The 26,990-nt window shown below is 64.1% G+C and carries 23 protein-coding genes; 20 read left to right on the top strand and 3 right to left on the bottom strand.

What is annotated here, in order from left to right; genetic code table 11:
• The first annotated feature begins 8 nt into the window (after positions 1-8).
• Both QFZ91_RS35690 and QFZ91_RS35685 read left to right on the top strand, forming a co-directional pair.
• Positions 9-1,793, top strand: a complete 1,785-nt coding sequence (locus QFZ91_RS35690) for an acyl-CoA dehydrogenase family protein (protein ID WP_429570132.1) — start codon at positions 9-11, stop codon at positions 1,791-1,793.
• A 143-nt stretch (positions 1,794-1,936) separates the two neighbouring features.
• Positions 1,937-2,689, top strand: a complete 753-nt coding sequence (locus QFZ91_RS35685) for an SDR family NAD(P)-dependent oxidoreductase (protein WP_176107417.1) — start codon at positions 1,937-1,939, stop codon at positions 2,687-2,689.
• Between the two features lie 28 nt (positions 2,690-2,717).
• On the opposite strand, the gene ppk2 is transcribed toward QFZ91_RS35685, so the two are convergent.
• Complete coding sequence (gene ppk2 / locus QFZ91_RS35680; protein ID WP_429570131.1) at positions 2,718-3,533, bottom strand: polyphosphate kinase 2; 816 nt, start codon at positions 3,531-3,533, stop codon at positions 2,718-2,720.
• 233 nt (positions 3,534-3,766) lie between these two features.
• Between ppk2 and QFZ91_RS35675 the strand changes: the two genes are divergently transcribed.
• The 18 genes from QFZ91_RS35675 to QFZ91_RS35590 all read left to right on the top strand — a co-directional run bounded on the left by QFZ91_RS35675 (position 3,767) and on the right by QFZ91_RS35590 (position 25,649).
• A complete protein-coding gene (locus tag QFZ91_RS35675) occupies positions 3,767-4,447 on the top strand; it encodes a hypothetical protein (protein WP_176120517.1) in 681 nt (226 codons plus the stop codon).
• A 298-nt stretch (positions 4,448-4,745) separates the two neighbouring features.
• The gene (locus QFZ91_RS35670; RefSeq protein ID WP_373685684.1) at positions 4,746-5,333 is read left to right on the top strand and encodes a BPSL1445 family SYLF domain-containing lipoprotein; all 588 of its coding nucleotides are present in this window, start codon (positions 4,746-4,748) and stop codon (positions 5,331-5,333) included.
• Between the two features lie 778 nt (positions 5,334-6,111).
• Positions 6,112-7,560: a PAS domain-containing sensor histidine kinase gene (locus QFZ91_RS35665; protein ID WP_429570130.1), complete on the top strand. Its 1,449-nt coding sequence runs from the start codon at positions 6,112-6,114 to the stop codon at positions 7,558-7,560.
• Between the two features lie 5 nt (positions 7,561-7,565).
• Positions 7,566-8,189 carry a response regulator transcription factor gene (locus QFZ91_RS35660; RefSeq protein WP_429570129.1) on the top strand — a complete coding sequence of 208 codons (624 nt, stop codon included), beginning with the start codon at positions 7,566-7,568 and terminating at the stop codon, positions 8,187-8,189.
• 150 nt (positions 8,190-8,339) lie between these two features.
• Entirely contained in the window at positions 8,340-8,729 is a 390-nt protein-coding gene (locus QFZ91_RS35655; RefSeq protein ID WP_018437393.1) for a response regulator transcription factor, read from the top strand.
• A gap of 155 nt (positions 8,730-8,884) precedes the next feature.
• Positions 8,885-9,277, top strand: coding sequence for a hypothetical protein (locus QFZ91_RS35650; protein WP_429570128.1), 393 nt, complete (start codon positions 8,885-8,887; stop codon positions 9,275-9,277).
• A gap of 16 nt (positions 9,278-9,293) precedes the next feature.
• On the top strand, positions 9,294-10,541 hold the full coding sequence (locus QFZ91_RS35645; protein WP_429570127.1) for an efflux RND transporter periplasmic adaptor subunit: 1,248 nt from the start codon (positions 9,294-9,296) through the stop codon (positions 10,539-10,541).
• Positions 10,542-10,553: 12 nt separating this feature from the next.
• Positions 10,554-13,787: an efflux RND transporter permease subunit gene (locus tag QFZ91_RS35640; protein ID WP_429570126.1), complete on the top strand. Its 3,234-nt coding sequence runs from the start codon at positions 10,554-10,556 to the stop codon at positions 13,785-13,787.
• 1 nt (position 13,788) lies between these two features.
• The gene (locus QFZ91_RS35635) at positions 13,789-15,303 is read left to right on the top strand and encodes an efflux transporter outer membrane subunit (RefSeq protein WP_429570125.1); all 1,515 of its coding nucleotides are present in this window, start codon (positions 13,789-13,791) and stop codon (positions 15,301-15,303) included.
• The gene (locus QFZ91_RS35630; protein ID WP_429570124.1) at positions 15,300-16,580 is read left to right on the top strand and encodes a paraquat-inducible protein A; all 1,281 of its coding nucleotides are present in this window, start codon (positions 15,300-15,302) and stop codon (positions 16,578-16,580) included. Before QFZ91_RS35635 ends, QFZ91_RS35630 begins: the two co-directional genes overlap by 4 nt.
• Complete coding sequence (locus QFZ91_RS35625; protein WP_429570123.1) at positions 16,564-18,183, top strand: intermembrane transport protein PqiB; 1,620 nt, start codon at positions 16,564-16,566, stop codon at positions 18,181-18,183. Before QFZ91_RS35630 ends, QFZ91_RS35625 begins: the two co-directional genes overlap by 17 nt.
• The gene (locus QFZ91_RS35620; RefSeq protein ID WP_429570122.1) at positions 18,180-18,791 is read left to right on the top strand and encodes a PqiC family protein; all 612 of its coding nucleotides are present in this window, start codon (positions 18,180-18,182) and stop codon (positions 18,789-18,791) included. Before QFZ91_RS35625 ends, QFZ91_RS35620 begins: the two co-directional genes overlap by 4 nt.
• A gap of 178 nt (positions 18,792-18,969) precedes the next feature.
• Positions 18,970-21,306: a DUF3141 domain-containing protein gene (locus QFZ91_RS35615; RefSeq protein ID WP_429570121.1), complete on the top strand. Its 2,337-nt coding sequence runs from the start codon at positions 18,970-18,972 to the stop codon at positions 21,304-21,306.
• Between the two features lie 118 nt (positions 21,307-21,424).
• Positions 21,425-22,360 (top strand): phosphate acetyltransferase, encoded by a 936-nt coding sequence (locus QFZ91_RS35610; RefSeq protein ID WP_429570120.1) that lies wholly within the window; start codon positions 21,425-21,427, stop codon positions 22,358-22,360.
• 4 nt (positions 22,361-22,364) lie between these two features.
• Complete coding sequence (locus tag QFZ91_RS35605; RefSeq protein ID WP_429570119.1) at positions 22,365-23,540, top strand: acetate/propionate family kinase; 1,176 nt, start codon at positions 22,365-22,367, stop codon at positions 23,538-23,540.
• Between the two features lie 12 nt (positions 23,541-23,552).
• The gene (fabI, locus tag QFZ91_RS35600; protein WP_176120531.1) at positions 23,553-24,335 is read left to right on the top strand and encodes an enoyl-ACP reductase FabI; all 783 of its coding nucleotides are present in this window, start codon (positions 23,553-23,555) and stop codon (positions 24,333-24,335) included.
• A 20-nt stretch (positions 24,336-24,355) separates the two neighbouring features.
• Entirely contained in the window at positions 24,356-24,613 is a 258-nt protein-coding gene (locus tag QFZ91_RS35595) for an RNA-binding protein (protein WP_176107432.1), read from the top strand.
• A 19-nt stretch (positions 24,614-24,632) separates the two neighbouring features.
• Positions 24,633-25,649: a hypothetical protein gene (locus QFZ91_RS35590; RefSeq protein ID WP_429570118.1), complete on the top strand. Its 1,017-nt coding sequence runs from the start codon at positions 24,633-24,635 to the stop codon at positions 25,647-25,649.
• 15 nt (positions 25,650-25,664) lie between these two features.
• On the opposite strand, the gene QFZ91_RS35585 is transcribed toward QFZ91_RS35590, so the two are convergent.
• A complete protein-coding gene (locus QFZ91_RS35585; RefSeq protein ID WP_429570117.1) occupies positions 25,665-26,252 on the bottom strand; it encodes a hypothetical protein in 588 nt (195 codons plus the stop codon).
• 18 nt (positions 26,253-26,270) lie between these two features.
• Positions 26,271-26,744 (bottom strand): glycine zipper family protein, encoded by a 474-nt coding sequence (locus tag QFZ91_RS35580; protein ID WP_176107434.1) that lies wholly within the window; start codon positions 26,742-26,744, stop codon positions 26,271-26,273.
• Positions 26,745-26,990: the final 246 nt, after the last annotated feature.

Here is a 26,990-nt window from a genome sequence, read left to right as displayed (position 1 = left end):
ACGAAGAAATGACGTTGGCTTATAAGGCGCCGCTGCGCGACATGCGCTTCGTGATGGACGAGTGGCTCGATGCCGCGTCCTGGTGGCGAGATGTGCCCGACTGGCAGGATCTCGACTCGCAGACGGCGCAGCAGGTGCTGGAGGAAGCGGCGCGTTTCGTCGAGGAGCGCATCGCGCCGCTGAACGCGAGCGCGGATCTCGAAGGATGTCGTTTCGACGCAGGCAAGGTGACGACGCCCGCGGGCTTTCGCGAGTCCTACGCGGAGTTCGTCGAAGCGGGTTGGCCGACGCTGTCGCTCGACGCCGAGCACGGCGGACAGGGCCTGCCGCAGCTTCTCGACGTCGCACTGCAGGAAATGCTCGCGGGCGCCAATCATGCGTGGTTGATGTCCCCTGGGCTTACGCACGGCGCGACTGCCTGCTTGCAGATGCATGGCAGCGAGCGCGTGAAAACAGAGTTGCTGCCGAAAGTCGCGAGTGGCGAGTGGCTATCGACGATGTGCCTGACCGAGCCCCAGGCCGGCAGCGATGTCGGCCTGATCCGTTCGCGTGCGACAGAAGCACCGGGCACCGACGGGTATTTCATCGACGGCAGCAAGATCTTCATCAGCGGCGGCGCGCACGACCTGACGGAGAACATCGTTCATCTGGTGCTCGCCCGTTTGCCCGATGCGCCATCCGGTACGAAAGGGTTGTCACTGTTCGTCGTGCCGGAATGGCTCGAAGACGCCGATGGTGGGCGCTCGCGCAATGGTGTCCATTGCGAAGGCATCGAAAAGAAAATGGGCCTGAAGGGCAGCCCGACCTGCACGATGCGCTTCGAACGCGCATCCGGTTGGCTCGTCGGGGAGCCGCATCGCGGCCTGGCCTGCCTGTTCGTGATGATGAATGCGGCGCGCCTGCAGGTTGCGATGCAAGGCCTCGGCCATGCGCATACCGCGTGGCAACGCGCGCATGCTTACGCGCAGGAACGCGCGCAGATGCGCGCGGTCAGCGTGCCGTCCGGCGCGACCGTCGCGGCGGGGCAGGCTGCGCCGATCGCGTTTCATCCGGCCATGCGACGGATTCTGATGGAGCTGCGGGCGATCGTCGAAGGCGAGCGCGCGATCGGTTACTGGACCGCGCATTGGCTCGACATCGCCGCGCATCATGCCGATGCCGACGAGCGAGACCGGGCGGCGCAGCTCGCATCGTTGCTCACGCCGGTTGCGAAGGCGTTTTTTACGGCCAATGGTTTCGACGCCGCATCGAAGGCATTGCAGGTGTTCGGCGGTTACGGCTACATCCACGAGTACGGCATCGAACAGACGTTGCGCGATAGCCGCGTGTCGATGTTGTACGAAGGCACCAACGAGATTCAGGCGATCGATCTGCTGGTTCGGAAGGTGCTGCCGGACGGGGCTGGAGCCCTCGATATGCTGCTTCGTCACGTGCGCGCCGAAGCGCGGTTGTGCCAGGAATCCGATCCGCTGGTTCGTTCTGCGGGTGCGAAGCTCGAACAACTCGCGGAGATAGTCGGGAACACGACGCGGGTGATCAAGGCACGCCATGCGCAAGACCCGGAGACGGCCTACCGCGTCGCGGACGACTATCTCGCGATGCTTGGCTGGATGCTGCTGGCGTTCGCGTGGGCGCGCACGCTGCGAATTGCGACGCCGCAATGCGAGGCCGAAGCGTTCTACGTGGAAAAGCGCGACACGGGCCGCTTCTTCTTCGACTACCCGCTCGCGGGCTTCGCTTACCGCCGCAGCCTCGTTGAAGCCGGTTGCGAGGCAGCGCTGCCCTTCGTTTGAAGGTCAGCGGCAGCTCGACAACCCCGACGATTCGATTCGCCAGCCGATCCGACGAAGTTCGCCTAAGCTGATGACACCATGCAAGCATGTACTTGGTGCCGTGAAGCCTGTCGTGCCACGGCTACGACCCAAAGGAGAGTGCGATGACTGAAGCTGTCGGAAACGCGGCGAACGCGCGTGTCGCGTGGATTGCCGGAGTGGGCGCGAGCGCTGGGCTAGGGGCCGCGCTCGCGCGTCGTTTTGCTCGCGAGGGTTTGCGCGTCGCGGTGACGGGCCGTTCGCGCGACCGGCTCGATACGATCGTCGACGAAATCCGGCGTGCCGGAGGGCAAGCCGATGCGTTGCCCGGCGACGTGACGAGCGAGAGCGAACTCGCCGCGATTGCGCGCCAGCTCGCCGACCACGGCACGCTCGAAGTCGCGATTTTCAACGCTGCTGGCGCAACGCGTGGACCGACGCTCGAATTGAGCGCCGAGCAGTTCGAGGCGGCATGGCGTGTGATCACCCTTGGTGGTTTTCTGTTCGCGCGAGCGTCGTTGCCGGCGTTACTGGCAGCAGGACGAGGCTCGCTGCTGTTCACGGGCGCCACCGCGTCGCTGCGCGGGCGGCCGCCGTTTGCCGCATTCGCCGCGGCCAAAGCCGGCTTGCGCTCGCTCACGCAGAGCCTCGCGCGCGAGTTCGGGCCGCGCAATATTCATGTAGCGCACGTGGTGGTGGATGGCGGCATCGACGGCGAACGTCTGCGCACGTCCGCGCCGCAATACGTGGCCGAACGCGGCCCGGACGGCCTGCTGAACCCCGACGACATCGCCGAAGCATACTGGCACCTGCATCAGCAGGGACGCAGCGCGTGGTCGCAGGAAATCGACCTGCGCCCGTTCAACGAGTCGTTCTAGCGAGGTGAGGCGAACTACACCTGCCTCATCAATACCGCTCGGCCACGTATTTAAACGGATAGTCTGGCTCCTTATAGCCGTCCGGCTTTTGCCGTTTCGGCAGCGAGACCTTCTTGCGGGCAGACTGCTTATACGGAATCCTCTGCAGCATGTCGCTGATGATGTTCAGCCGCGCGCGGCGCTTGTCGTTCGAGTTCGCCACGTACCACGAGGCGAAGTCGGTGTCCGACGCCGCGAGCATCTCATCGCGGGCGCGCGAGTAGTCATACCAGCGGCTATAAGATTTCAGGTCCATGTCGGTCAGCTTCCAGAGCTTGCGGCCGTCGTTGATGCGTGCTTCGAGCCGGCGGGTCTGTTCGTCGGGGCTGACCTCCAGCCAGTATTTGAGCAGGATGACCCCGGAATGAACGATCGCCCGCTCGACGAGCGGCACCGCCTTGAAGAAGTCCTGCACGTCATCTTCGGAGCAAAAGCCCATCACGCGCTCCACGCCCGCGCGGTTGTACCAGCTACGGTCGAAGATGACGACCTCGCCCGCGGCCGGCAAGTGCGGCACGTAGCGCTGCATATACATCTGGCTTTTTTCCCGTTCGCTCGGCGCCGGAAGCGCGACCACGCGGAACACGCGCGGACTGACGCGCTCGGTCATCGCCTTGATCGTGCCGCCTTTGCCCGCGCCGTCACGACCCTCGAAGACGATGCAGATCTTCGCTCCGGTTTGCACGACCCATTCCTGCAGCTTGACGAGCTCGACATGCAGATCGAACAGCGCCTTGCGATACTCCTTATACGACAGCGACCTGTCTTGCACGGGCTGCCCGTTTTCCGACTTCGTTTTGGCCATACTATTCTCCCCAGCGCGGACTGTTCCAGGGTACTGCGCAATGATCCATTCCCAAGGTAGAGCGCGGCGCGAAGCAGGACCATACGACCTTGGTCCAATATCGTCGGTACAGGGCGCGCTGTATGCTCTGGGCGTCTGCTCGCGCGAGCCCGATCCGACTGTCCTCGCGGTACCTCGTCCATCTGCCGGCAAGGCGCGCGGGATAGTTCGACGCCATCGCCACGGGAGGCCTCATGGATGCCACCGGTCACACGGAGCGGGAAAACGTCGGCGATAGGGAGCCGGTCCTCGATGTCGTCGATCGAGTGTGCGAGTTATGTTTCGGCCTCTTCATGGCGCTGACGTTCGTCGGTACCGTCTCGGCCGTCGGCGCGGGTGCGGACGCGGGGCACAAGATGTTCTACACCGCGCTCGGCTGCAATCTCGCCTGGGGCCTCGCGGACGCGGTGATGTATCTCGTGCGTACGCTGGTGTCTCGCGGCAGACGTATGACGGTTGCCCATTCCGTGCGAAGTGAGCCGGATGCGGCCGCGGGCGTTCGGGCGCTTCGCGATGCGATGGCGTCATGGCTCAAGCCGTTGATCGGCGATACGGAGCTGGAGTCGATCCGCAGGCGTGTTGCCGCGCGGCCGGATCTGCCGCAGCGAGCCATATTCGTGCGCGACGATTTCGTCGCCGCCGCGGCTATCTTCGTGCTCGTCGTTGCCTCGACGTTCCCGGTCGCGTTGCCCTTCGTGCTGTTCGCGCACGTCCCGACCGCGCTGATCGTCTCCCGTGTATTGACCATTGCGATGTTATTCGGCAGCGGCATGGCGCTGGGCCAATACGCGGGATTTCGCGGCTGGCAAGCCGGCCTTGCGATGGCGGCGGTCGGCGTGCTGCTCACGATGGCGATCATCGCGCTCGGCGGATGATCGATGTCCTCTGGCTTCGCGTTTCGCCCAGCATCCGCATTGCGCTACCTGTAAGACCAAGGTCCGATTCCGCAGCGGTTTCAGCGTGACATCATGTATCTGCAAGCGTTGTAGTCGTCGCTCCGGTTACTTGAGAGCGACGCTTCCAATGCTCGCTACATGCGCTCGGAAGATCGACGCGCGGCGGTGGCATTGATGGTTCCTTGGGCGGCTATGCCGCTTCACGGCAGAGAAAAAAGATCGAGGCTTCCAGACATCACGACTGGCGACTCGGATCGTAACCAGAACGGAGTCGAAAGTGAACAGACGGAACTTTGTGCACACGCTCGCGCTAACATCCATGGCAGCGAGTCTGGCTTTGGCGGGTTGCACGACGACCGGAGGCAGTGGCGAAAGCGCCACTACCGACGCCGCCAAACGGCAGGAGATCGACGCGGCCGTGAACGGTGCGCTGTCGAAATTGTTCGATACGGTGCAAGGCTCGCATGAGCTAGTATCGAAAGCGCAGGGCGTGCTGGTGTTTCCTTCGGTGAAGAAGGCGGCGTTCATCGTCGGTGGCGAATACGGTGAAGGCGCATTGCGCGTCGGCGGAGCGACGGTCGGCTACTACAGTACCGCCGCGGCTTCGTTCGGATTGCAGGCCGGCGCGCAGTCGACCGCCGTGTTTTTCCTGTTCATGACGCAGGCTTCGCTCGACAAATTCCGCAACTCGAAGGGCTGGTCGGCGGGCGCCGATGCGTCGGTTTCGCTGCTGAAAGTCGGGGCTAACGGCGCGATCGATACCTCGTCGGCGACCGCCGAGGTCGTGGCGATGGTCTTGACCAATACGGGCTTGATGGCCGACGTGTCGGTAGCTGGCACCAAGGTTACGCGGATGAATTTGTAACCGGACGCGGCAAGCAGCGGCATTCGATCGATCGTCATGACGCTGTCATCCGGCGGCGCGTCGCATGGTTTGGTACGGCGACGCGCCGAGCATGGGTTTTGGCGGACCCCTCAGCCGGCCTCCCTATCATCCCTCCCGCTGTTCTCACGAAACGCTGCGAACCGGATGCGCTCTTGCCTCGCAGCGACGCTGCCTTTGATCTGCGCTGACCGTCCTGCTTATTCAATACCAGTAGAAAAGACGACGTTAGTCATCTGCCTGGCATAGGTTATTTTTTCTCGATTGCTGAAAGCAAATGACTCACCGCAAGAATGGCGATAAAACGTTGACTCGCATCAAAGACATATTTCCAGGAAATTAATTAAATTAGAGGACTGGCATTGCGCATACCCGCGGGCTCTGTGATTCGCATTGCATGAAAATTTTACCGTTGAAGTTTCCATTTGAAAGCGCTATCGCGCAGAGAGCATCGCGGCGCGAAACGGCGATGTTCCTGGTTTGCTAACCTTTGCCTCGCGCCGCAATAATTAACTGCCTAACAAACTCAGTCGCCATTTGCCGGTTGATGGCGGGCCATGCAAAAACCGTTGAGTATTTTCCCGAGTAAGTGGCATGAATTACGGTCTACTGTCGGTAATTGATTCTGGATATCCTATACTGACTTCCAGCCACCAGAAGTGCGAAGTACCGATTGTGAAGTCAATTATTTGGTTCGAAGCCCAACGATAAAGACGTCGCAGTTGTACAGAATCCGTTCGCACTGGACCCGGAGGTGCCAATGATTAATCTGATCGCGCATGGCAGACACCTGGCGATCGGGGTAGCGGGAATCCTCACGGCACTGCACGCGCAACCGCGCCATATGGGCCAAAGCAACCCGTCGCAGATCGACAATGCGCGCAACGACGGTCCCCCGCTATCCGGGCACGACCGTTCCAGACAGTCTTCACCCCGGCATCACCGGTTTCAGCGCGCTCGCGGTATCACCGGCGTGTCGAGCCGGCAGAGTACCCGCGATCCCCACGAGCCGCCGTCCGGCTTGCCGGCGTGGCGGCGCTATGTCGCCGCTTGCTCGTCATGGTTGCGAGGCGACGGCGATAGCAGCACGCGGCGCATGCTCGACGCGAGAGTGCCGCTGTGCGAGACACTCGAAATGTTGCCGGTCCCGATCGTCACGATCGATCAGCGGGACCAGATCATCTTCGCGAACGCGCGGGCGACGCAACTATTCGGCTACACGGCGGAAGAGCTGATCGGCGCGCCGAGCGCCAAGCTGTTTCCGATCGACGGCTTCAACGCCGATCGGTCGGGTCCGGGCAATCGTGGTGCGAAGCTGCAACTCGGCGTCACGACCACGCAGAGTCTGATCGCGCGGCGGCGCGATGGCGGCGGCTTTCACGCGGAAGCGGAAACCACCCGGTGCCGCGTGCACGATCAGGAGTTGCGGATCACCGCGATATCGGATTGCAGTGCATGCGGCGAAGTCGATGGAAATACGAGGGATCTCGCGCATCTCGCGCGCGTTTCTTCCTTGGGCGAACTGGCCGGATCGCTCGCGCACGAGTTGAAGCAGCCGCTCACCGCGATCCTCTTCAACGCGCAGGCCGCACGCAAATTCCTGGATTCGGAGGCCACCAACGCGGTGGAGCTGCGCGAAGCGCTCGAAGACATCGTGGCCGACAATTGCCGCGCGAACGACGTGCTGCAGAAGATCCGCGCGTTGGTGCGCAAAGGCGATGTCGAATTGCAGTTGCTGGACGCCGGCAACGTCGTGCGCGACACCGCGATGCTCGTGCATAGCGATGCGTTGACACGCGGCGTGCGCACCAGCTTCGACATTCCGGAGAATCTGGCGCTGATTTGCGGCGACAAGGTTCAGCTTCAGCAGGTGATCCTGAACCTGCTGCTGAATGCTTTCGACGCGGTCAAGGCTTGCCCTGCCGCGGACCGCCGCGTCGAAACGACGGTGCGCGAGGAAGCGGACGGGCTGATACGGATAACGGTAAAAGATTGCGGCCAGGGCCTCGACGTCGACAGCATGGAAAGGATTTTCCGGCCATTTTTCACCACCAAACCGCAGGGGCTCGGGCTGGGCCTGTCGATCAGCCGCACGATCGTCACGGCGCACCGCGGCCGGCTGTGGGCGGAAAACAACGAGGGCAAAGGGGCATCGTTTCACGTCACGCTTCCCGTCGCGACCGATATCCGACAGAGGCTCGTGCCCTGATCATCATGAACCAGACCAACACTCGCGTGTTCATCGTCGACGACGACGGCAGCGTGCGCAGCGCGCTCGCCCGCTTGCTGCGCGCGTCCGGCTACCAGGTCGAATGCTTCGACAGTCCCGAGGCCTTTCTCGAACGAGCCGATTTGACGAGCATGCCGGCCTGCCTCGTTCTCGATCTGCAGATGCCGGGCATGACGGGACTCGAAGTGCAGCGCAAGCTCGATCAGCTGCTGCCGATCGTCTTTCTGACCGGCCACGGCGACATCGGCTCGAGCGTCGACGCGATGAAAGGCGGAGCCGTCGACTTCCTCCCCAAGCCGGTGCACGACTCGCTGTTGCTCGCCGCGGTGGATCGCGCGCTCGCGCGCGCATGTGTGGAAAGCAGGCGGCGCCACGAACGCGAGGAAATAGAAGAGCGCATGCGGCATCTGACCCGCCGCGAGCGCGAAGTGATGGAGCTCGTCGTGACCGGCCGTCTGAACAAACAGGTTGCGAGCGATCTGGGCGCGGCCGAAAAAACGATCAAGATACATCGGGCCCGCGTGATGGAGAAGATGAAGGCCCGATCGATCGTCGAACTCGTTCGTCTGGTGCGAAAGGGCGGCCTTTGTACGGCCGACGAAGAATAATCGCCCGGCTCCCGCGTTGCGCCGCCACTTTCAGCGGCGCTGACCGACACCGCTAGTGGACCAAAGTCTTATATCTCATTGGGGTTTCAACCAGTACGCTAAGGCATCAGAGGTCCCCTTTCCGGAGCGGCCGCGCGTTCGCGCTGTCATATGGTCAACCCTAACCAATTCGTTGCGGTGGTCGACGATGACGAGTCGGTGTGCCGAGCTATCAAGCGTTTGCTGCATTCCGAAGGTATCAGGGCGGAGACGTTTTGCAGCGGTGACGAGTTCTTGAATGCGCTTGCGGCAATTCCGTCGTATCGGCCTGCCTGCGTGATTCTGGACGTCCAGATGCCGGGAACCAACGGCCTGGAAGTCCAGCGTCAGCTCGCGCAAATGGGCGTGCCGGTCATCATGATTACCGCCTACGAAGATCTCTCCGTCCGCCAGGCCGCGCTCGCGGCCGGCGCGGCCGCATATCTGCGCAAGCCTTTCACCAGCGCGATTCTGTTCAAGGCGGTCGAGGTGGCCATCGGCGGTCCGCCGCCGACACCCTGAACGCGCGCCTTCGCACCGGAAGATATGAGACCAAGGTCCGATTGCCGCCGTTTCCTCGGACCACCAAACTGAACTCAGTCCAAGCGTCGAACCGAACGCCGCCTGCGCCGCGCGTAGCGCGGCAGCGTTCAAGGATAAAAGCGGGAGCGCAAGTGATGAAATCAATTTCGGTTTGTCTCGCGATTCTTCTCGGTACCGCTGCGATGCAGGTGGGCGCGGCGGACTTCGACGGCAGCAAGCGGCTGATGTGCGCGACGATCGACGCGCACGCCTGCGATCCGGGGATCGCCTGCACGCGCGCGTTGCCCGCGGATCTCGGTCTGCCGAAATTCCTGACGCTCGACTTCGACAAACGCGCGGTCGTCGGCCCCGCGCACACGACGCCGATGCTCTCGGTTACCAAAGAGGCGGATCAGCTCGTGATGCTTGGCAATGAGATGGGCTTTGGCTGGACGCTGGCCGTCGATTCGACGGACGGCGAGATGACGCTGATGGTCGCGAACAGAAACGATGCCTTCGTGCTGTTCGGCAACTGCACGCCTTTGTAATCAGGCGGAGTGCGCGATGAAAACCGTACCCGTGTGTTTGGCCTCGCCGCGGCCGGATTCTCGCGGCCCTCTCCCGTTGCTCGCCGTCGTCGCGGCACTGACGCTGCTCACGCTGCTCGCGTCGTGCAAGAAGGAAGCGCCACCGCAGGTGGCCGCCGTGCCGGAAGTGACCGTGATGACGGTCGTCCAGCAGGACACGCCGGTCGACTTCGAATTCACCGCGCAAACCCAGAGTTCGCGCGAAGTCGAGATCCGCTCGCGGGTGGACGGCTTTCTCGACAAGCGCATGTACACCGAAGGCACGTTGGTCAAGACGGGACAGACGCTGTTCCAGATGGACCGCAAGCCGTTCGAGGCCGCGCTGCAGACCGCGAAAGGGCAACTGGCCCAGCAGCAGGCGCGTCTCGAAGTCGCCAAGGCCAATCTCGCGCGCGTGCAACCATTGGCGGCGCAGAACGCGTTGAGCAAGAAGGATCTCGACGACGCTGTCGGCAACGAGAAGCAAAGCGCCGCGGCGGTGTTCGCCGCGCAGGGCGAAGTCGATACCGCGCAGCTGAACCTCGGCTACACGACGATCAAGTCTCCGCTGAACGGGCTGTCGAGCTTCGCGCGTCAGCAGGATGGCAGCTACGTGACGGCAACCGGCAACAGCAGCTTGCTGACCTACGTGTACCAGCTCGACCCGATGTGGGTGAACTTCAGCATTTCCGAGAACGAGATGCTGAAGTACCGCGACGAAATCGCGGCCGGACGGCTGCGCTTTCCGCCGAACAACAATTTCTCCGTGCATCTGATTCTCGCCGACGGCACGCCTTATGCCGAGCAGGGCCAGATCGACTTCGCGAACCCTGCGTTCAACACGGAAACGGGAACCTTCCTCGTGCGCGCGACCTTCGCCAACCCGAAATACACCTTGCGTCCGGGGCAGTTCGTGAAGGCCCGCGTCGGCGGTGCGATCCGGCCCAACGCGACGCTGGTGCCGCAGCGCGCGGTGTTGCAGGGCGCGAAGAGTCACTTCGTGTGGGTCGTGGGTAACGATGCGAAGGCGCATCAGCGGGTCATCGAAGTCGGCGAGTGGCAGGGCGACAACTGGTTCGTGTCCGATGGACTGAAGGCGGGCGAGCGCATCGTCGTGGATGGCGCGCTGCGCGTCACCGCGGATTCGCAGCCGAAGATCGTCAAGGAGCTGCCGGCGGCCAAGGACTCGGCGGCCGTGGCGACGGCTGCATCGCAAAGTGGCGCGGCAGCGGCGCCCGCCGAGTGACGGGGCGCCCACATGAATATCTCGCGCTACTGCATCGACCGGCCGATTTTCGCGTCGGTCATCTCGATCGTCATCACGCTCGGCGGCGCGATTGCGATGTTCGCGCTGCCGGTCGCGCAATACCCGGACGTCACGCCGCCGCAGATCACCGTGTCTGCGACTTACCCGGGCGCGAGCGCCGAGGTCGTCGCGAACAACGTCGCCGCGCCGATCGAGCAGCAGGTCAACGGCGCGGACAACATGATCTACATGAACTCGTCCAGTTCGTCGACCGGCAGTTTTACGCTCAACGTGTTCTTCAACATCGGCACGAATCCCGAACTGGCCCAGGTCGACGTGCAGAACCGCGTGAATCTCGCACTGCCGCAACTGCCGAGCTCGGTGCAGTCGCAAGGTGTTCAGGTCCAGAAGAAGTCGTCGGCATTCATGATGGTGATCGCGGTCTATTCGCCCACCGACCGCTACGACGCGACCTACATCGCGAACTTCACGAACATCTACGTACTCGACGCGATCAAGCGGATTCCCGGCGCGAACCAGTCGGCCATATTCGGTAATCCAGACTACGCGATGCGAATATGGTTGAAGCCGGATCGAATGGCGCAACTGGGCGTGACGGCCGCCGACGTGCAAAAGGTCGTCTCGAACCAGAACCAGCAGTTCGCGGTCGGCAGCATCGGACAGTCGCCAACGGGCTCGGCGGTGCAGCAGTCGTTCGCGGTCACGACCACGGGGCGCCTTGCCGAGCCGTCGCAGTTCGACAACATCATCGTGCGCGCGGCGAGCGGCGGCGCGGCGATCGTGCGCCTGAAGGACATCGGCCGCGCCGAGCTGGGCCAGAAGGACTACTCGATTCGCAGCCGCTTCCAGGGCAAGCCGGCCACGGTGTTGGCCGTGTATCAGCAGCCGGGCGCCAATGCGCTCGAAGTGTCGAAGCAGGTGCGCAAGACGCTCGCGGAGCTGAAGAAGTCGTTTCCCGAAGGCATGACCTACGAGATCGCGATGGACACGACCGAGTTTACGCGGGCGTCGATCTCGGACGTGATCCACACGTTCTTCGAAGCGCTGGTGCTCGTCGTGATCGTCGTGTTCGTGTTCCTGCAAAGCCTGCGTGCCACGCTGATTCCGATCGTCGCGGTGCCGGTGTCGATCGTCGGCACCTGCATGTTCATGCTGCTGGTGGGCTTTTCGATCAACATGCTGACCCTGTTCGGCATGGTGCTCGCGATCGGCATCGTCGTCGACGATGCGATCGTGGTGATCGAAAACGTCGAGCGCAACATGACGGTGCACAAGCTGTCGCCGAAAGAAGCCTCGAAAATGGCCATGGACGAAGTCGCCGGACCGGTCGTGGCGATCGTGCTGGTGCTGTGCGCGGTGTTCGTGCCGGTTGCGTTTCTCGGTGGCATCACCGGGCAGTTGTACAAGCAGTTCGCGATCACGATCGCGATTTCGGTGGTGCTGTCCGGCATCGTCGCGCTGACCTTGTCGCCGGCGCTCGCCGCATTGCTGCTGAAGAGCGCGCACCACGAGAAGAAGGGCTTTTTCCGCTGGTTCGACAATCAGTTCGCCCGCATGACGGCGGGCTATACGCGCGCGGTCAAAGTTATCATCAAGCGCTGCATCATGGGGCTCGTGTTCTTCGTGGCGTTGATCGCGCTCTCGGTGCTGATGGTGCGCTCGATTCCGTCCGCGTTCCTGCCGCCCGAGGACCAGGGCTATCTGCTTGGCGCGGTCATCATGCCGGACGCCGCGAGCCTCGACCGCACCGGCCAGGTATCGCAACGCATCACCGACTACTTCAAGGAGCGGGAAGGGGTCGGCAGCATCACCACGATCGATGGGTTCAGCCTGCTCGACAGTCAGAACAAGAACAATGCCGGCACATTCTTCGTCGGTCTGAAGAGCTTCGACGAACGCTACACGCGGGACAACATCAGGACGCAGAATGCGCGCGCGCTTCTGCTCGACGCATATAAGTACTTCTCGAACGTGCAGGAGGGCATCGTACTGCCGGTCAATCCGCCGTCGATTCCAGGGCTCGGCACGACGGGCGGCACCGAGGTGTGGATCCAGAGCAAGGGTGACGGGAACATCTCACAGCTCGCGGGCGTGGTCGACCAGTTTTTGCAGAGAGCGCGGGCGCGTAAAGAACTGACTCGCGTGACGTCCACATTCAATGCGTCGTCGCAGCAACTGATGGTGAACGTCGATCGCGACAAGTCGGAGACGCTCGGCGTGCCGGTGGAAGACGTCTATAGCGCGATGCAGACGATGTTCGGCTCGCTATATGTGTCGCAGTTCAACCGCGCGGCCCGACTGTGGCAGGTGATCCTGCAGGCGGAGCCGTCATATCGGCTGAAGCCGACCGATCTCGATCAGATCTTCGTGCGCAGCACCAACGGCACGATGGTGCCGATCAAGGCGTTGGCGACCTACCGCTATGTGACGGGCCCGGACCTCGTCACCCGGTTCAATAACTTCCCGGCCGTCAAGATCACCGCGAATGCCGCGCCGGGCTATAGCTCCGGGCAGGTGATCTCCACGCTCGAAGAGCTCGCGGCGCAGATGCCCGACGGTTACGACGTCGCGTGGAGCGGCGAAGCGTTCGAAGAGCGGCAGTCGGGCGGCACCTCCGGTCTCGTGTTCGTATTCGGTCTCGTGATGGTGTTCCTGATCCTCGCCGCGCAGTACGAGAAATGGACGCTGCCGTTCGGCGTGCTGATGGCGGTGCCGTTCGCGCTGTTCGGCGCGCTGCTCGCGATCATGCTGCGCGGCCTGTCCAATGACGTCTACTTCCAGATCGGGCTGACGATGCTGGTCGCGCTCGCCGCGAAGAACGCGATCCTGATCTTCGAATTCGCGGTGCTCAACCGCGAGGGCGGCGCATCGGTCCTCGACGCGACGATGACTGCCGCGGAAGAACGGCTGCGTCCGATCGTGATGACCTCGCTCGCGTTCATTCTCGGCTGCGTGCCGCTCGCGATCGCGACGGGCGCATCGGCGAACAGCCGCCATTCGATCGGTACCGGTGTGATCGGCGGGATGCTGGGCGCGACGGCGATCGCGGTGTTTTTCATCCCGATGTTCTATTACCTGCTCGAATCGATGTCGTCGCGCTCGAAGGGAGGAAAAAAGTCGAAGCCGGACGCGCAGCACAGTGGCGGCGAGGGACGGGAGCCCTCGGCGGTGGCCGGGCCCGGTGCGTCGAGCGAGGCGCCGTCCGCGCCGCGGAAAGGTGAATGACATGCGCGGCACGGCACCGACCCGTCTGCTCGCCTCCGTCATGCTGCTCGCGCTGAGCGGATGCCTGCTAGGCCCCAACTACCAACGCCCGGCGGTCGAGGTGCCAGCCACCTATCGTTTCGCCCAGGGCGAGGCCGCGGGCATCGCCAACGCCGTATGGTGGGAGCAGTTTCAGGACCCGGTGCTCGATCAGCTGATCGCCACCGCGTTGCAGGACAACCGCGACGTGAAGGTCGCGGCCGCCCGGGTCGACGAGTTTCGCGGGATGTTCGTGACCACGCGTTCCGGGCTGTTCCCGCAAGTCTCGGCAGGCGCCGAGGCGTCGCGCCAACGCGTCTCGCAGGCCGAAGCCGTGACGGTGCCCAAGGGCGTGAGCCCCGTCTACAACCAGTTCGAAGCGACCCTGGCGGTGTCCTGGGAACTCGATCTGTTCGGCAAGGTGCGCCGCGAAACCGAGGCGGCGCGCGCGAATCTGCTCGCCAGCGAAGAGGGCCGCCGCGCGACGATTCTGACGCTGGTCAGCTCGGTCGCTTCGGCCTATATCAATCTGCGCAGTCTGGACCGGCAGCTCGAGATCGCGAAGGAGACCGTGCAAAGCCGCGCGGAATCGGTGCGCGTGTTCGAGGCGCGTTTCCGCTACGGCGAGGTCTCGCAGATGGAACTCGCGCAAAGCCAGTCGGAGTATCAAGCCGCGCAGGTCACGGTGCCGCAGCTCGAAGCGCAGATCGGCCAGCAGGAAGACGCGTTGTCGGTGTTGATCGGCAGGAATCCCGGCGCGATTCTGCGCGGCCGTGAGCTGGCGCAGATGGGCACGCCGCCGATTCCCGCGGGGCTGCCGTCCGAACTGCTCGAACGCCGTCCCGATCTGCTGGAGGCCGAGCAGACGCTGGTCGCGCAAAACGCGCTGATCGGCGCGGCGCGCGCGTTGTACTTCCCGTCGATTTCGCTGACCGGGCTGTTCGGTTCGGTCAGCGCGCAGTTCTCGAATCTGTTCACCGGACCGGCGCGCGCGTGGTCGTTTGCGGGCAGCGTCACGCAGCCGATCTTCACGGCGGGCAACATCACCGGCCAGGTGCATCAGGCCGAAGCGCGCCAGCAGGAAGCGCTGTACTCGTATGAAAAGGCGATCCAGGTGGCGTTTCAGGAGGTCGAGGACTCGTTGCTCTCCGTGCAGAAGACACATCAGGCGCTCGATGCGCAAAACCTTCAGGTCGAAGCGCTGGTCACGTATGCGCACCTCGCGCGGCAGCGTTACGAAGGCGGCTATACGAGCTATATCGAAGTGCTCGATGCGGAGCGCAGCCTGTTCAACGCGCAATTGAGCTATGCGCAGACCCAAGGCGCGGTGCTGGCCTCGTACGTCACGCTCTACAAGGCGACGGGCGGCGGCTGGGTGGCCGAGGCGGAAAAAATGACTGCACCGCCGGCCGGGCCGCAAGCGTCGCCAGCGATGGCGCCGGTCTCGCAGAACTCGACCGCGCCGGGTGGAACGTCGGGTGCAGTGGAGGCGAGATGACGGGCAACGAGCTGATCGCGTGCGAAGAGTGCGACCTGCTTCAGCTCGGCGCGCCGCCCGCCGCCGGCAATGCGTTGCGCTGCCAGCGTTGCCGCGCGGAGCTCAGGCGCGGACGCTCGAACGGGCCCGAGTATGCGCTCGCATTCTCGTGCGCGTCGGCGGTGCTGCTCGTGATCTCGAACGCGTTTCCGATCGTCGGTCTGTCGCTGAACGGCAATATCGTACAGACGACGCTCGCGGGTTCGGTGCGCATGCTGTACACCCACGGCGCGTGGCCGCTCGCGTTGCTGGTCGGCCTCACGACGATCGTCACGCCGGTGCTGCAAACCGCGGCGATGCTGTGGCTGCTGCTGCCGCTGCACTTCGGGCGCGCACCGTGGCGCCCGGTCGAGTTCTTTCGCGTGTTTCAGCTCGCGCGGCCGTGGGGCATGACCGAGGTGCTGATCCTCGGTCTGCTGGTCGCGCTGGTCAAGCTCGCGCATATCGCGAAGGTGGTGCCGGGCACCGCGCTGTGGTCGTTCATCGCGCTGATGCTGCTGCTCGCGGCCGCGGCGGCGACGTTCGATCCGCGCGAAGTGTGGGCGCGCATCACGGCGGCGCGTGGCGCGCAAGCTTGGCAATTGCCGCCGATCCGCGTGCGCCGCAACGCCATCACGGCGTCTGCCTACGGGCTCGTGCTGTGCGAAGAATGCGGCCTGCTGCTCAAGCAGCCCGGCGGCGCGGGCAAGCATGTCTGCCCGCGCTGCAAGGCGCCGTTGCATCAGCGCAAGCCCGCGAGCCTGTCACGCACGTGGGCGTATCTGGTCGCCGCGATGGTGCTCTATATTCCGGCCAACGTGCTGCCCGTGATGGACACGAGTTCGCTGTTCGGTTCGCAGAAGGACACGATCCTGAGCGGCGTGGTCTATCTGTGGGTATCGGGCTCGTGGCCGCTTGCGGTGCTCGTATTCATCGCGAGCATCGCGGTGCCGATGCTGAAGATTCTCGGCATCGGCTATCTCGCGTTGTCCACGCAGCTTCGTTGGCAATGGCTGCCCGGGCAGCGCACGCGGATCTATCGGCTGATCGAGCTGATCGGGCGCTGGTCGATGCTCGACATCTACGTGATCACGATGCTGGTCGCGCTGGTGCAGTTCCAGGCGCTCGCGACGATCAAGGCCGGCCCGGCGGCGGTCGCGTTCGGCGCGGTCGTCGTGCTGACCTTGCTCGCCGCGATGGCGTTCGATCCGCGACTGATGTGGGACGCTATGGAGACCGAACGTGTCCACTCCGACTGAAGAGCCCGAGCTGCCCGCCGCCGAGCCGGTGCCGCGCTCGCGCTGGCGGATGCAACTGGTCTGGCTCGTGCCGATCGTCGCGATCCTGATCGGCGGTTGGCTCGCGGTGAAGGCGGTGATGGAGCGTGGCGAGCAGATCAGCATCAGCTTCAAGACCGGCGACGGTCTCGAAGCAGGCAAGACGAAGCTCAAGTTCAAGGACGTCGACATTGGCGTGGTCGAAGCGGTATCGCTGACGCCGGATCACAAGCGCGTGGTGGCCAAGGCCGAGGTGACGCGTGACGTGTCGGACCTGCTCGTCGACAACACGCGCTTCTGGGTCGTGCGTCCGCGCATTTCGGGCGGCACGGTGTCGGGGCTCGGCACGCTGCTGTCGGGCTCGTATATCGACGTCGATGTCGGCAATTCGCCGAAAGCACGACGCAGTTTCGTCGGCCTCGAGGAGCCGCCCGCGATTGCGAGCGACGTGCCGGGGCACGAGTACACGTTGCACGGAGTTGGACTCGGCTCGCTCGACGTGGGCACGCCGGTCTTTTTCCGCAGAATCCAGGTGGGCCAGGTCTCGTCGTTCCACCTGGACCCGGACGGCCGTGGCGTCACGGTGAAGGTGTTCGTCAACGCGCCCTACGACCGGTTCGTGAGAACCGACACGCGTTTCTGGCACGCCAGCGGTGTCGACATGTCGTTCGACAGCAACGGCTTGCGCCTCGAAACGCAGTCGATCGTGTCGATCATCATCGGCGGGATCGCGTTCGAATCGCCGCCGGGATCGCAGGTGGAGACGAGCGCCGATAGCGGCACGCGGTTCGAGCTGTACCCGAGGCGCGCCGACGCGATGGAGCAGCACGATCGCATCGTCGACAAGTACGTGGTGAATTTCACCGATTCGGTACGCGGTCTGACGGTCGGCGCGCCTGTTGATTTCCGCGGTGTCGTGATCGGCGAAGTGACGGCGATCTACACGCGCTTCGATCCGAAGACGCGCCAGTTCAGCATTCCGGTCGAGATCAATCTCTATCCGGAGCGGTTCACGTCGCGCTATCGGAACGACGGCGCTGGCGACGGCGGACGGCTTGCCGCGGACCCGCGCGCGCTCGCGGACTTCCTCGTCGAGAGAGGCTTGCGCTTCCAGTTGAGAAGCGGCAATCCGCTGACGGGCCAGCTCTATCTCGCGGTAGATTTTTTCCCCGACGCGCCGAAGGCGTCGATCGACTGGACCAAGACGCCGCCCGAAATGCCGGCGACTCCGCGCACGCTGCAATCGCTGCAGGACTCGGTCACGCGTCTGCTGACCAAGATCAACAACATCCCGTTCGAGGATATCGGCAAGGACGCGCGCTCGACGCTGCGCACCACCAACGCGATGCTCGGGCAGCTCCACACCCAGGTCGTGCCGAAAGCGCTCGACACGCTGCTGTCGGCGCAATCCACGCTCGATTCGGCGAATGCCGCGTTGCAGCCGGACTCGTCGCTGCAGCAGTCGACCGAGGACGCGATGCGTGAGCTGACCCGTACCGCGGCGTCGCTGCGCACCTTGTCCGACTATCTGGCGCAGCATCCGGAGTCGCTCGTGCGCGGCAAGTCGGAGGGTAAGAAGCCATGACAGATTCGATGGTCCGCTTTTTAGCCCGCCTCACGGCCTGCCTGATGCTCGCGCTCGCCGCCGCTCTGCTCGGCGCCTGCAAGTCGCCGGCGACGAACTTCTACACGCTGAGCCCCGACGAATCGCTGAGCGGCACCGGCGCGAGCCGGCCGATCGCGGCCGTGATCGGACCGGTCACGATTCCCGAGATCGTCGACCGGCCGCAGATCGTCACGCGGATCGGCAACAACGAGGTCGAGGTCAACGAATTCGACCGCTGGGCGCAGCCGCTCGGTGGCGACATCGGCCGTGTGATCGCGGCCGACCTCGGCGCACTGCTGAACTCGCAGCAGATTTCGGTGTTCGATGCGGTACGCGATCCGTCCGTCGTCTGGCGCGTGCGGATCGACGTGATGCGCTTCGAGTCCGTGGCGGGGCGCGACGTCACCGTCGACGTGCTGTGGGCCGTACGCCCGCCCGGCAAGCTCCGCGCCGTCACCGGCCGCTCGGTCGCTCGCGAGAGCGTGTCCGGTCCCGGCTTCGAGCCGATCATCGCCGCGCATGATCGCGCGCTCGCCTCGGTGAGCCGCGATATCGCCGCCGCAGTGCAGGCGAGCCCCGCTCAATGACGCGTCGCGCTGCGTCACTTCGACACGCACAGCGCCCGAGGCCGGGTGCAGCGTCGGGTCGCGCGCATAATAAGACCTTGGTCCGATTGCCACAGGCCAGGGCCAAATCCACGATTCAATCGATGCACGGCGCGTGCGTCCGCAGCGATCGTGACGCGCACCTTTCAGGAGTCTTCCGATGGACGCTGAAACGCTGTTGTCACAAAGCCAGGACATTGCCTCGAAAATCACTCGCGTGCTGCAAAAGCGCACGCAAATCGCGCAGCAGCATCTGAACGAACGGGTCACCGAAACGCTCGGCCTCGATCACGATGGCGCGCCGACTGCAAGCCCGCTGCCCGCGCCATTCGATCCGCTCAGCGCGTGGCAATACACGGTGGATGCCGCGCAGCGTTCGCTGCTCTTCTGGGACACGCTATACCGGCGCGGCAACGAATTCGTCGAACGCAGCGTCAGCGGTCCCACGCCGGTGCTGCATTTCGAGTACGACATGCTGCTCGACGGCCGCACGTTCGAGCGGCCGGTCAACTATGCGCTGCTGCAACTTCGTCCGCTCGAAGGCGTGGGCGTCGACGTGCGCAAGCGCCCGTATCTGATCATCGATCCGCGCGCGGGCCACGGCCCGGGCATCGGCGGCTTCAAGGACGATTCGCAGGCGGGCATCGCGCTGCGCGCGGGCTATCCCGTCTACTTCGTGGTGTTCTTTCGCGACCCCGAACCCGGTCAAACTCTGCTCGACGTGTGCAATGCCGAGCAGCGATTCGTGCGCAAGGTGCGCGCGCTGCATCCGGACAGTCCGAAGCCCGCGATCATCGGCAATTGCCAGGGCGGCTGGGCGGCGATGATGCTCGCCAGCTCCGACCCCGAGGAGACCGGCCCGATCGTCATCAACGGTGCGCCGATGTCCTACTGGAGCGCCGCCTGGAGCGAAGGCGAGGGCGACAACCCGATGCGCTATTCGGGCGGCATGCTGGGCGGCGCGTGGCTCGCGTCGTACGCGGCGGATCTCGGCAACGGCAAGTTCGACGGCGCGTATCTGGTGCAGAACTTCGAGAACCTGAACCCCGCCAACACGTTCTGGGACAAGTACTACCACCTGTACTCGAACGTCGATACCGAACCGCCGCGCTTTCTGGAATTCGAGCGCTGGTGGGGCAGCTACTACCTGATGAATCGCGAAGAGATCGAATGGATCACGCGCAACCTGTTCGTCGGCAACAAGCTGTGGTCGGGCGGTGTGACGAACAGCAGCGGCCAGGCGTTCGATCTGCGTGAAATCCGCTCGCCGATCATCCTGTTCGCGTCGATGGGCGACAACATCACGCCGCCTCAACAGGCGTTCAACTGGGTGGCGGACCTGTACGGCAGCACCGAGGAGATCAAGGCGCGCGGCCAGGTGATCGTCGGTCTGACGCACCAGAACATCGGGCATCTGGGTATTTTCGTGTCCGGCAAAGTCGCGAAGAAAGAGCACAGGCAGATCGTCTCCGTGCTCGAGACCATCGAGACTTTTCCGCCGGGACTCTACGGCATGGCCATCAACGAGACCCGCAACGCGGCCGGAGAGATCGAATACGAGGTGGAATTTCATGAGCGGCGGCTCGAGGAGATTGCCGCGCGCTACAACCGCTTCGGCCGCATCGACGAAAAGCCGTTCGAAGCGGTCGCCGTGGTGTCCGATGTGAATCAGCGCATGTACGAACTGTTCGCGCAGCCGTTCGTGCAGGCGATGTCGAACGAAACGAGCGCCCGCATGCTGCGCCAGTTCCATCCGTTGCGCTGGCAGCGCTGGGCCGTTTCCGCGATGAACCCGTGGCTTGGCTGGCTGCCGGCGGCGGCGCAGTCGGTGCGTGAGAATCGTCAGCGGACCGGCGCGGATAACCCGTGGAGCAAGCTCGAACGCAACGGCTCGCAAATGATCAGCGCGTCGCTCGACTATTACCGCGCGATGCGCGACGCGGCGACCGAGGCCTGCTTCTTCAGCGTGTACGCGAACCTGTATGCGACGTATTTGAGCAAGCCCGCGGCCGATGGCGCGCCCGCGCAGGCCGGCGCGATCGATCCGCGCGAGCTGCCGTTCGTGCGCACGGTGTTGGAGGCGATCGGCGACGGCGGCTACACGGAGGCGCTCGCGCGCGCGGCCTTCCTGTTGTCGCGAAGGGGCGAGTCGTTGCCGCTCGCGCGCTACGAGTTGCGCAAGGAGATCGCCGAAAGTTACGCGGAGTACCTGCCGGACATCAGCAGCGATCACTGGCGGCGCATCCGGGGCGAGCAGGAAATCATCGTCAGCCTCGAACCGGACCAGGCGATTGCGACGCTGCCTAAGCTGCTTTCCCATAGCGAGGACCGCGAGCGCTTTCTGCAACTGCTCGACAAGCTGGCGAGCGATGAGCGCGTGTTGAACGCGTCGCCCGACGCCGCGCAAAAGGACGCGTTCGAACGCATCCGCGCGGTGCTGGGTTCGCGGGTGAACCGCAAGCGCGATGCGCGTTTGCCTGACCCCACGCGCATGTGAACGACTTGCACGATGCGCGGCCGGACGCAAGCGTGACGCAACGGTAAGCACGGCGCAGGCAAGCCGGGCGCATCGCGCGTCACGAATCTAACGCGTTGTACACACGAGGAATAAGCCGATGGAAAAGCACGCGAAGTATCAGCGCCTGATCGAGTTCTGCCAGACGCTGCCGGCGATGCCGACAGCGGTCGCGCATCCGTGCGACCAGAGTTCGCTGCAGGGCGCGGTGGAAGCGGCGGGCATGGGCCTGATCGCGCCGGTTCTGGTCGGGCCACGCGTCCGTATCGAAGCGGTCGCCGCCGAGCACGGCATCGACATCTCGGACTTCACGATCGTCGATGCACCGCATAGCCATGCCGCTGCCGCCGCAGCCGTGCAACTGGTGCGCGAAGGCAAGGCCGAGGCCATGATGAAGGGCAGCCTGCACACCGACGAGCTGATGGCCGAGGTGATTCGCCGGGACACCGGCCTGCGCACCGAGCGGCGCATCAGCCATTGCTTCGTGATGGACGTGCCCGCGTACGAGAACGCGCTGATCATCAGCGACGCCGCGATCAACATCGCGCCGACGCTCGAAGAGAAGGTCGACATCCTGCAGAACGCGATCGATCTTGGGCACGCGCTGAAATTTGAAGAAGTCCGCGTGGCGATCCTGTCCGCGACCGAGAGCGTCAATCCGAAGATTCCATCGACGGTGGAAGCGGCGGCGCTGTGCAAGATGGTGGACCGCGGACAGATCACCGGCGGGCTCGTCGACGGTCCGCTTGCACTCGACAACGCGATCAGCCTCGAAGCCATGCGCATCAAGAAGATCGAGTCGCGGGTGGCGGGACGCGCCAATGTACTGGTGGTGCCGGACCTCGAAGCGGGCAACATGCTGGCGAAAAGCCTGTCGTTTTTGGCCGGCGCGGACGCGGCGGGCATCGTGCTAGGCGCGCGCGTGCCGATCATTCTGACGAGCCGCGCGGATTCGCTGTCGACGCGTCTCGCGTCGTGCGCGGTCGCAGCACTGGTGGCGAAGGCAAGGCGCGAGGCCGCCAAGGTGGTCGGGTGACGCCATGTCGGATGTGATCCTCGTATTGAACGCAGGCTCGTCGAGCCTCAAGTTCCGAGCCTTCGACGCGCAACACGCGCAACTCGAGCTGATTCTGCGCGGCCAGATCGAAGCGCTTTACACGAACCCGCGTTTTCGCGCGACCGATCGCGACGGCAACGTCAGCTCGCACGAATGGGGCGACGGCCATCGCCTCGGCCATCAGGGCGCGATCGAATATCTGGGCGGCTTCTTGCGCGAGCACGGCAGCGGCAATCAACTGAAGGCGGTCGGGCATCGTGTCGTGCATGGCGGACAGCGCTTTGTCGGCCCCGTCCTCGTGACCCCCGAGGTCATCGACCAGCTTGACAGCCTGAGCCCGCTCGCGCCGCTGCATCAGCCGCATAACCTCGCGCCGATCCGCATCCTTGCGCAACTGCGTCCCGACCTTCCACAGGTCGCGTGCTTCGACACCACGTTTCATCGCACGCAGACCGAGACCGCCCAGGCCTATGCGCTGCCGCCGTCGATTACCGACCACGGCGTGCGGCGCTATGGCTTTCACGGGCTTTCGTACGAATACATCGCAAGCGTGCTGCCGCAGATCGCACCGGACGCGGCGGCGGGGCGCACCGTGGTCGCGCATCTGGGCAACGGCGCGAGCATGTGCGCGATGGTCGCGGGCAAGAGCGTGGCCAGCACGATGGGCTTCACGGCGGTGGAAGGCCTGCCGATGGGCACGCGTTGCGGCAGCCTCGACCCCGGCGTGATTCTTTATCTGCTCGACGAGCTGCAGATGGATTCGCAGGCGATCGCGGACCTGATTTACAAGGGCTCGGGTCTTCTCGGCCTGTCGGGCATCGGGGGCGACATGCGCGTGCTGCTCGACAGCGACGACCCGCGCGCGCGCTTTGCCATCGACGTCTACACCTACCGCATCGGGCGAGAACTCGGCAGTCTCGCGGCGGCGATGCAAGGTATCGACGCGCTGGTGCTGACGGCCGGCATCGGCGAGCACGCGGTCGAGATTCGCGAGCGCATCGTGCGCGACGCCGCGTGGCTCGGCGCCGAACTCGACGACGCGGCCAATCGGGCGAACGGGTCGCTGATCACGACCGCTTCGAGCAAGCTGGCGGTGTGGGTCGTGCCCACCAACGAAGAACTGATGATTGCCCGTCATACGCGCGCTATCGCCCCATAGAGGAGTTTCATCATGTCTGTCGAGCAACCGCGTTTGATTCTCGAAGGTGCGAAGGCCCTCGTGACCGGCGTCGCCAACGAGCATTCGATTGCCTATGGATGCGCGAAGGCGTTTCGCGAGCTCGGCGCGAGCGTCGCGCTCACCTATGCGAACGACAAGGCGCTTCCTTATGTGGAACCGATCGCCAAAGCACTCGATGCCGAGATCTTCATGCCGCTCGACGTAACGGGCGAGGACGAAATGGAGGCCGTGTTCGACCGGATCGAGAAAACATGGGGAGAGCTCGACATTCTCGTTCACGCCGTTGCATGGGCGCCCAAAGCGGATCTGCAGAGCGGCTTGCTGCAATCGTCACGCGAGGGCTTCCTGAGCGCGATCGATATCTCGTGTCATTCGTTCGTGCGGATGGCGCGCCTCGCCGCGCCGCTGATGAAAGACGGCGGCACCATGCTGACGATGAGCTACTACGGCGCGAACAAGGTGGTGCCGAATTACAACCTGATGGGCCCCGTCAAGGCGGCGCTCGAAGCCTGCGCGCGCTATCTGGCGTTCGAGCTGGGACCGAAGGGCATCCGCGTGCACGCGATTTCTCCCGGACCGCTGCAGACTCGCGCCGCTTCGGGCCTGAGGGATTTCGAGCTGCTGCTCAACGAAGCGGTGCAGCGCGCGCCGCTCGGCGAACTGGTCGACATCATGGACGTCGGCTATACCTGTGCGTTTCTGGCCACGCCGTATGCGCGGCGGGTGTCCGGTTCCACCTTGTATATCGACGGCGGATTGAACATCGTCGCTTAGGGTCTGGAGGAGTAAGCATCATGGCTGAACTGTTTCTTGGAAACGTCGAGGAAAGCGTCTCCGACGAAGAGATCGGCGAGTTCCTGATTCGCTACGGATTCCCGCGCTTCAGCTCGATCCAGCGGGTGCCCGGCACGGGTTCGCGTCCGGGTGCGGTGGTCGTCTTCGACGACGTGCCCACGGACGGGCTGCGCATACTGCAAAGCCGCGTGCATAACCTGTTCTGGAAGAACCACACGATCGTCGCGCAACTGCTGCCGGAGCGCGACGAGTCGTAACGGGCGACGGGAGCCGGAGATGGGTCTGTTGTCGTGGCTGACGAAGCGCAGCGCTGACCAGGAGAGCGACGATCAGCAGGCGCAGGAAATCGTCGAGCGGATCGTCGGGCTCTGTCCGTCGTTGCGGCTCGCGCGCAACTATGCGTCGCGCCTGCGGCCCGCCGTGCAACACACGCTCGCCTATCTGGACCGGCTCGCCGATGAAGTGCCCCCCGCGCGCGAAGCGAGCGCGGCGGCGTGGGCGACCGACCCATACATCCACGCCTTTTTCGCCACACCCGACGACGTCTGCCCGGTCTTCAACCGCTCACACGAGCTGAATCAGTTCTTCAGCGACCATCCCGTTGCCGATCCGGTATTCGCGGTGCTCGGCATGGCCTTCGACGAGCGGCGCGTTTTCGGCGTCGGCCAACGAGGCGAGACGACCCAGACCGACCTCGCGCAGACGACCCTCAACTTCAGCGATCACCAGGTGCGCGTGTGCGGCGAGTCCGAAGCCGCGTTGCGGCATGAAATCCTGTTGCGGATCGTCGATCAGCTCGTGCTCGAAGGCCTCGGCAAGATCGAGGCCGAGACGTCGCGGCAGGACGAATTGGAACGCGAAAGAGCGCTGCTGAAAACGCGTCTGACGATTCTCGAACGGCAAGGAGCTGGAGTGCGCTCGCTGCTGGGTAGCGATGCGTCGTCGAATTACGCGGAGGTGGCGAAGCTGCAGGCGCAGATCGAAGAGAACGATCAGGCTCTAGCGCAACTAGGCCTGAAGACCGAGGCGCTGGAGCGGCATCTCGACGTGATGTGCGGTGTGTTGCAGGCGCCGGACGCGCATGTCTACGTGCGCAAGAGCAAATACCGGCTCGACCGGATGAACGTCGTCGTGGAAGAGGGAGATGCGCGTCCCGCGCACGAAATCGAGTTTCGCCTTGCGCATCTGCCGGCAAGTCCCAATGCAATGCGGGTTTTCTCGACGGTGCGTTTCCGACGCGCTGATTTTTCGCCGCCCCGCAGCGACCTCGCGCAAGCGCACCGCCTGATCTGATGCGAGCCATGCCCGCTATTTGCCGGCAACCCGCTCCACGGCGATGGCCACGGCCTCGGTATAGACCGCTTGCATCTGGTCGCCTTTCTTGATCCGCTTCAGCTGTTCAGGGTCCTGCACGACCAGATCCACCAAATTGCCTTGCGGGCCTTTCAGCGTGACCACGCCGCTCTGGTGATCGACCGCGATCACGTTGGCCATGATCGTGACCTGGCGTGAGGCCGAGCCGCCGGGTTTCGCGCCTGCCGGTGTGCGATCGAGCATCTGCGTTTCGTTGGCGGTCAGCGGCGCGTTGCCTTTTTTCAGCATGAGGGTCAGCGCCTGCGAATACTCGGCCTTGACCACGTCGCCGACCTTGATCTGATCGAAGTTGCGCGCTTCCTCGCCGACCACGACCTGCACGACCTTGCCCTTCGGGTCCTTCAGCAGGACGGTGCGCGTCTCCGGCTCGATGCCGACGACCGTCGAGGTGGTTTTGACCGTGCCCGACACCGTGACTTTGCCAGGCTCGCTCTTGACCGTGACCGGTGCCTCCGTCTGACCGAACCCCGTATTCGCGACACACACGAGCGCCGCCGCGATGATCAGTTTGCGGTTAATCATTCTGTTCCCCTTGCGTGGTCAATTGACGGTGTAACCCCGGCCCGACATGCATGCGGCGAAAGCGCGATTGAACGTGTCCATCGCGCCCTGTGTTTGCGCCTGCGAATTTGCCGCGGCCGCGCGCCGGTTCTGCCGCGCGCGCGATCCACCGACCATCGTGCCGGTCGCCGCGCCGATCGCCGCGCCCTTGCCGGCGTCTCCCGCAATCGCGCCGATGATTGCGCCGCCGGCCGCGCCGCGCGCGGCGCCCTGCACGCGCTCGCCGCCTCCCACCGCGGGGCCGGAAGGCGGGGGCGGGGCGTTGGCGACCTGGGTCGGATCGATGCCGGTATTGTTCTTCGCCCACGCATAGCAGGCCCCTTCGTCCTGCTGCTGTTGCTGCGGGCTTTGCCCTCTGGCCGGATACGCTATCGGCCTCGATTGCGCGATGCCTTCGAGCGATAGCGACGCAGTCAACGCGGCAATAACGGCATATTTCGTCGATTTGTTCACGACAGCTCCTTGCGTGGGCACACGCGGGTGCGAGTCGCCGGCTGCCTCTGGTTCAGGCGTGAGGGCGCAACCGGCACCCGTGAATGGGAATTCTGATGGGACCGGTTGCCGCGCGGTGGATGCGCAGCAATGGCAGGTTCGCTTTCATCATGCTGTCGCGCGCCTGTCGCGCGCAATCGGACCAAGGTCGTATTTGCAATATCGTTTGTGATTTCCAAACTGTATTCATGCAACAGGTGCAGGTCG

Origin of the sequence: Paraburkholderia sp. JPY419, assembly GCF_050435705.1 — a bacterium.
Lineage (GTDB): Bacteria > Pseudomonadota > Gammaproteobacteria > Burkholderiales > Burkholderiaceae > Paraburkholderia > Paraburkholderia youngii.
This window is presented reverse-complemented; position numbering and strand designations above follow the sequence as displayed.

Excerpts from the sequence above, each read along its gene's own strand:
- QFZ91_RS35690 (WP_429570132.1), top strand. The coding sequence starts at position 9 with ATGACGTTGGCTTATAAGGCGCCGCTGCGCGACATGCGCTTCGTGATG.
- QFZ91_RS35685 (WP_176107417.1), top strand. The coding sequence starts at position 1,937 with ATGACTGAAGCTGTCGGAAACGCGGCGAACGCGCGTGTCGCGTGGATT.
- ppk2 (WP_429570131.1), bottom strand. The coding sequence starts at position 3,533 with ATGGCCAAAACGAAGTCGGAAAACGGGCAGCCCGTGCAAGACAGGTCG.
- QFZ91_RS35675 (WP_176120517.1), top strand. The coding sequence starts at position 3,767 with ATGGATGCCACCGGTCACACGGAGCGGGAAAACGTCGGCGATAGGGAG.
- QFZ91_RS35665 (WP_429570130.1), top strand. The coding sequence starts at position 6,112 with ATGATTAATCTGATCGCGCATGGCAGACACCTGGCGATCGGGGTAGCG.
- QFZ91_RS35660 (WP_429570129.1), top strand. The coding sequence starts at position 7,566 with ATGAACCAGACCAACACTCGCGTGTTCATCGTCGACGACGACGGCAGC.
- QFZ91_RS35655 (WP_018437393.1), top strand. The coding sequence starts at position 8,340 with ATGGTCAACCCTAACCAATTCGTTGCGGTGGTCGACGATGACGAGTCG.
- QFZ91_RS35650 (WP_429570128.1), top strand. The coding sequence starts at position 8,885 with ATGAAATCAATTTCGGTTTGTCTCGCGATTCTTCTCGGTACCGCTGCG.
- QFZ91_RS35645 (WP_429570127.1), top strand. The coding sequence starts at position 9,294 with ATGAAAACCGTACCCGTGTGTTTGGCCTCGCCGCGGCCGGATTCTCGC.
- QFZ91_RS35640 (WP_429570126.1), top strand. The coding sequence starts at position 10,554 with ATGAATATCTCGCGCTACTGCATCGACCGGCCGATTTTCGCGTCGGTC.
- QFZ91_RS35635 (WP_429570125.1), top strand. The coding sequence starts at position 13,789 with ATGCGCGGCACGGCACCGACCCGTCTGCTCGCCTCCGTCATGCTGCTC.
- QFZ91_RS35630 (WP_429570124.1), top strand. The coding sequence starts at position 15,300 with ATGACGGGCAACGAGCTGATCGCGTGCGAAGAGTGCGACCTGCTTCAG.
- QFZ91_RS35620 (WP_429570122.1), top strand. The coding sequence starts at position 18,180 with ATGACAGATTCGATGGTCCGCTTTTTAGCCCGCCTCACGGCCTGCCTG.
- QFZ91_RS35615 (WP_429570121.1), top strand. The coding sequence starts at position 18,970 with ATGGACGCTGAAACGCTGTTGTCACAAAGCCAGGACATTGCCTCGAAA.
- QFZ91_RS35610 (WP_429570120.1), top strand. The coding sequence starts at position 21,425 with ATGGAAAAGCACGCGAAGTATCAGCGCCTGATCGAGTTCTGCCAGACG.
- QFZ91_RS35605 (WP_429570119.1), top strand. The coding sequence starts at position 22,365 with ATGTCGGATGTGATCCTCGTATTGAACGCAGGCTCGTCGAGCCTCAAG.
- fabI (WP_176120531.1), top strand. The coding sequence starts at position 23,553 with ATGTCTGTCGAGCAACCGCGTTTGATTCTCGAAGGTGCGAAGGCCCTC.
- QFZ91_RS35595 (WP_176107432.1), top strand. The coding sequence starts at position 24,356 with ATGGCTGAACTGTTTCTTGGAAACGTCGAGGAAAGCGTCTCCGACGAA.
- QFZ91_RS35590 (WP_429570118.1), top strand. The coding sequence starts at position 24,633 with ATGGGTCTGTTGTCGTGGCTGACGAAGCGCAGCGCTGACCAGGAGAGC.
- QFZ91_RS35585 (WP_429570117.1), bottom strand. The coding sequence starts at position 26,252 with ATGATTAACCGCAAACTGATCATCGCGGCGGCGCTCGTGTGTGTCGCG.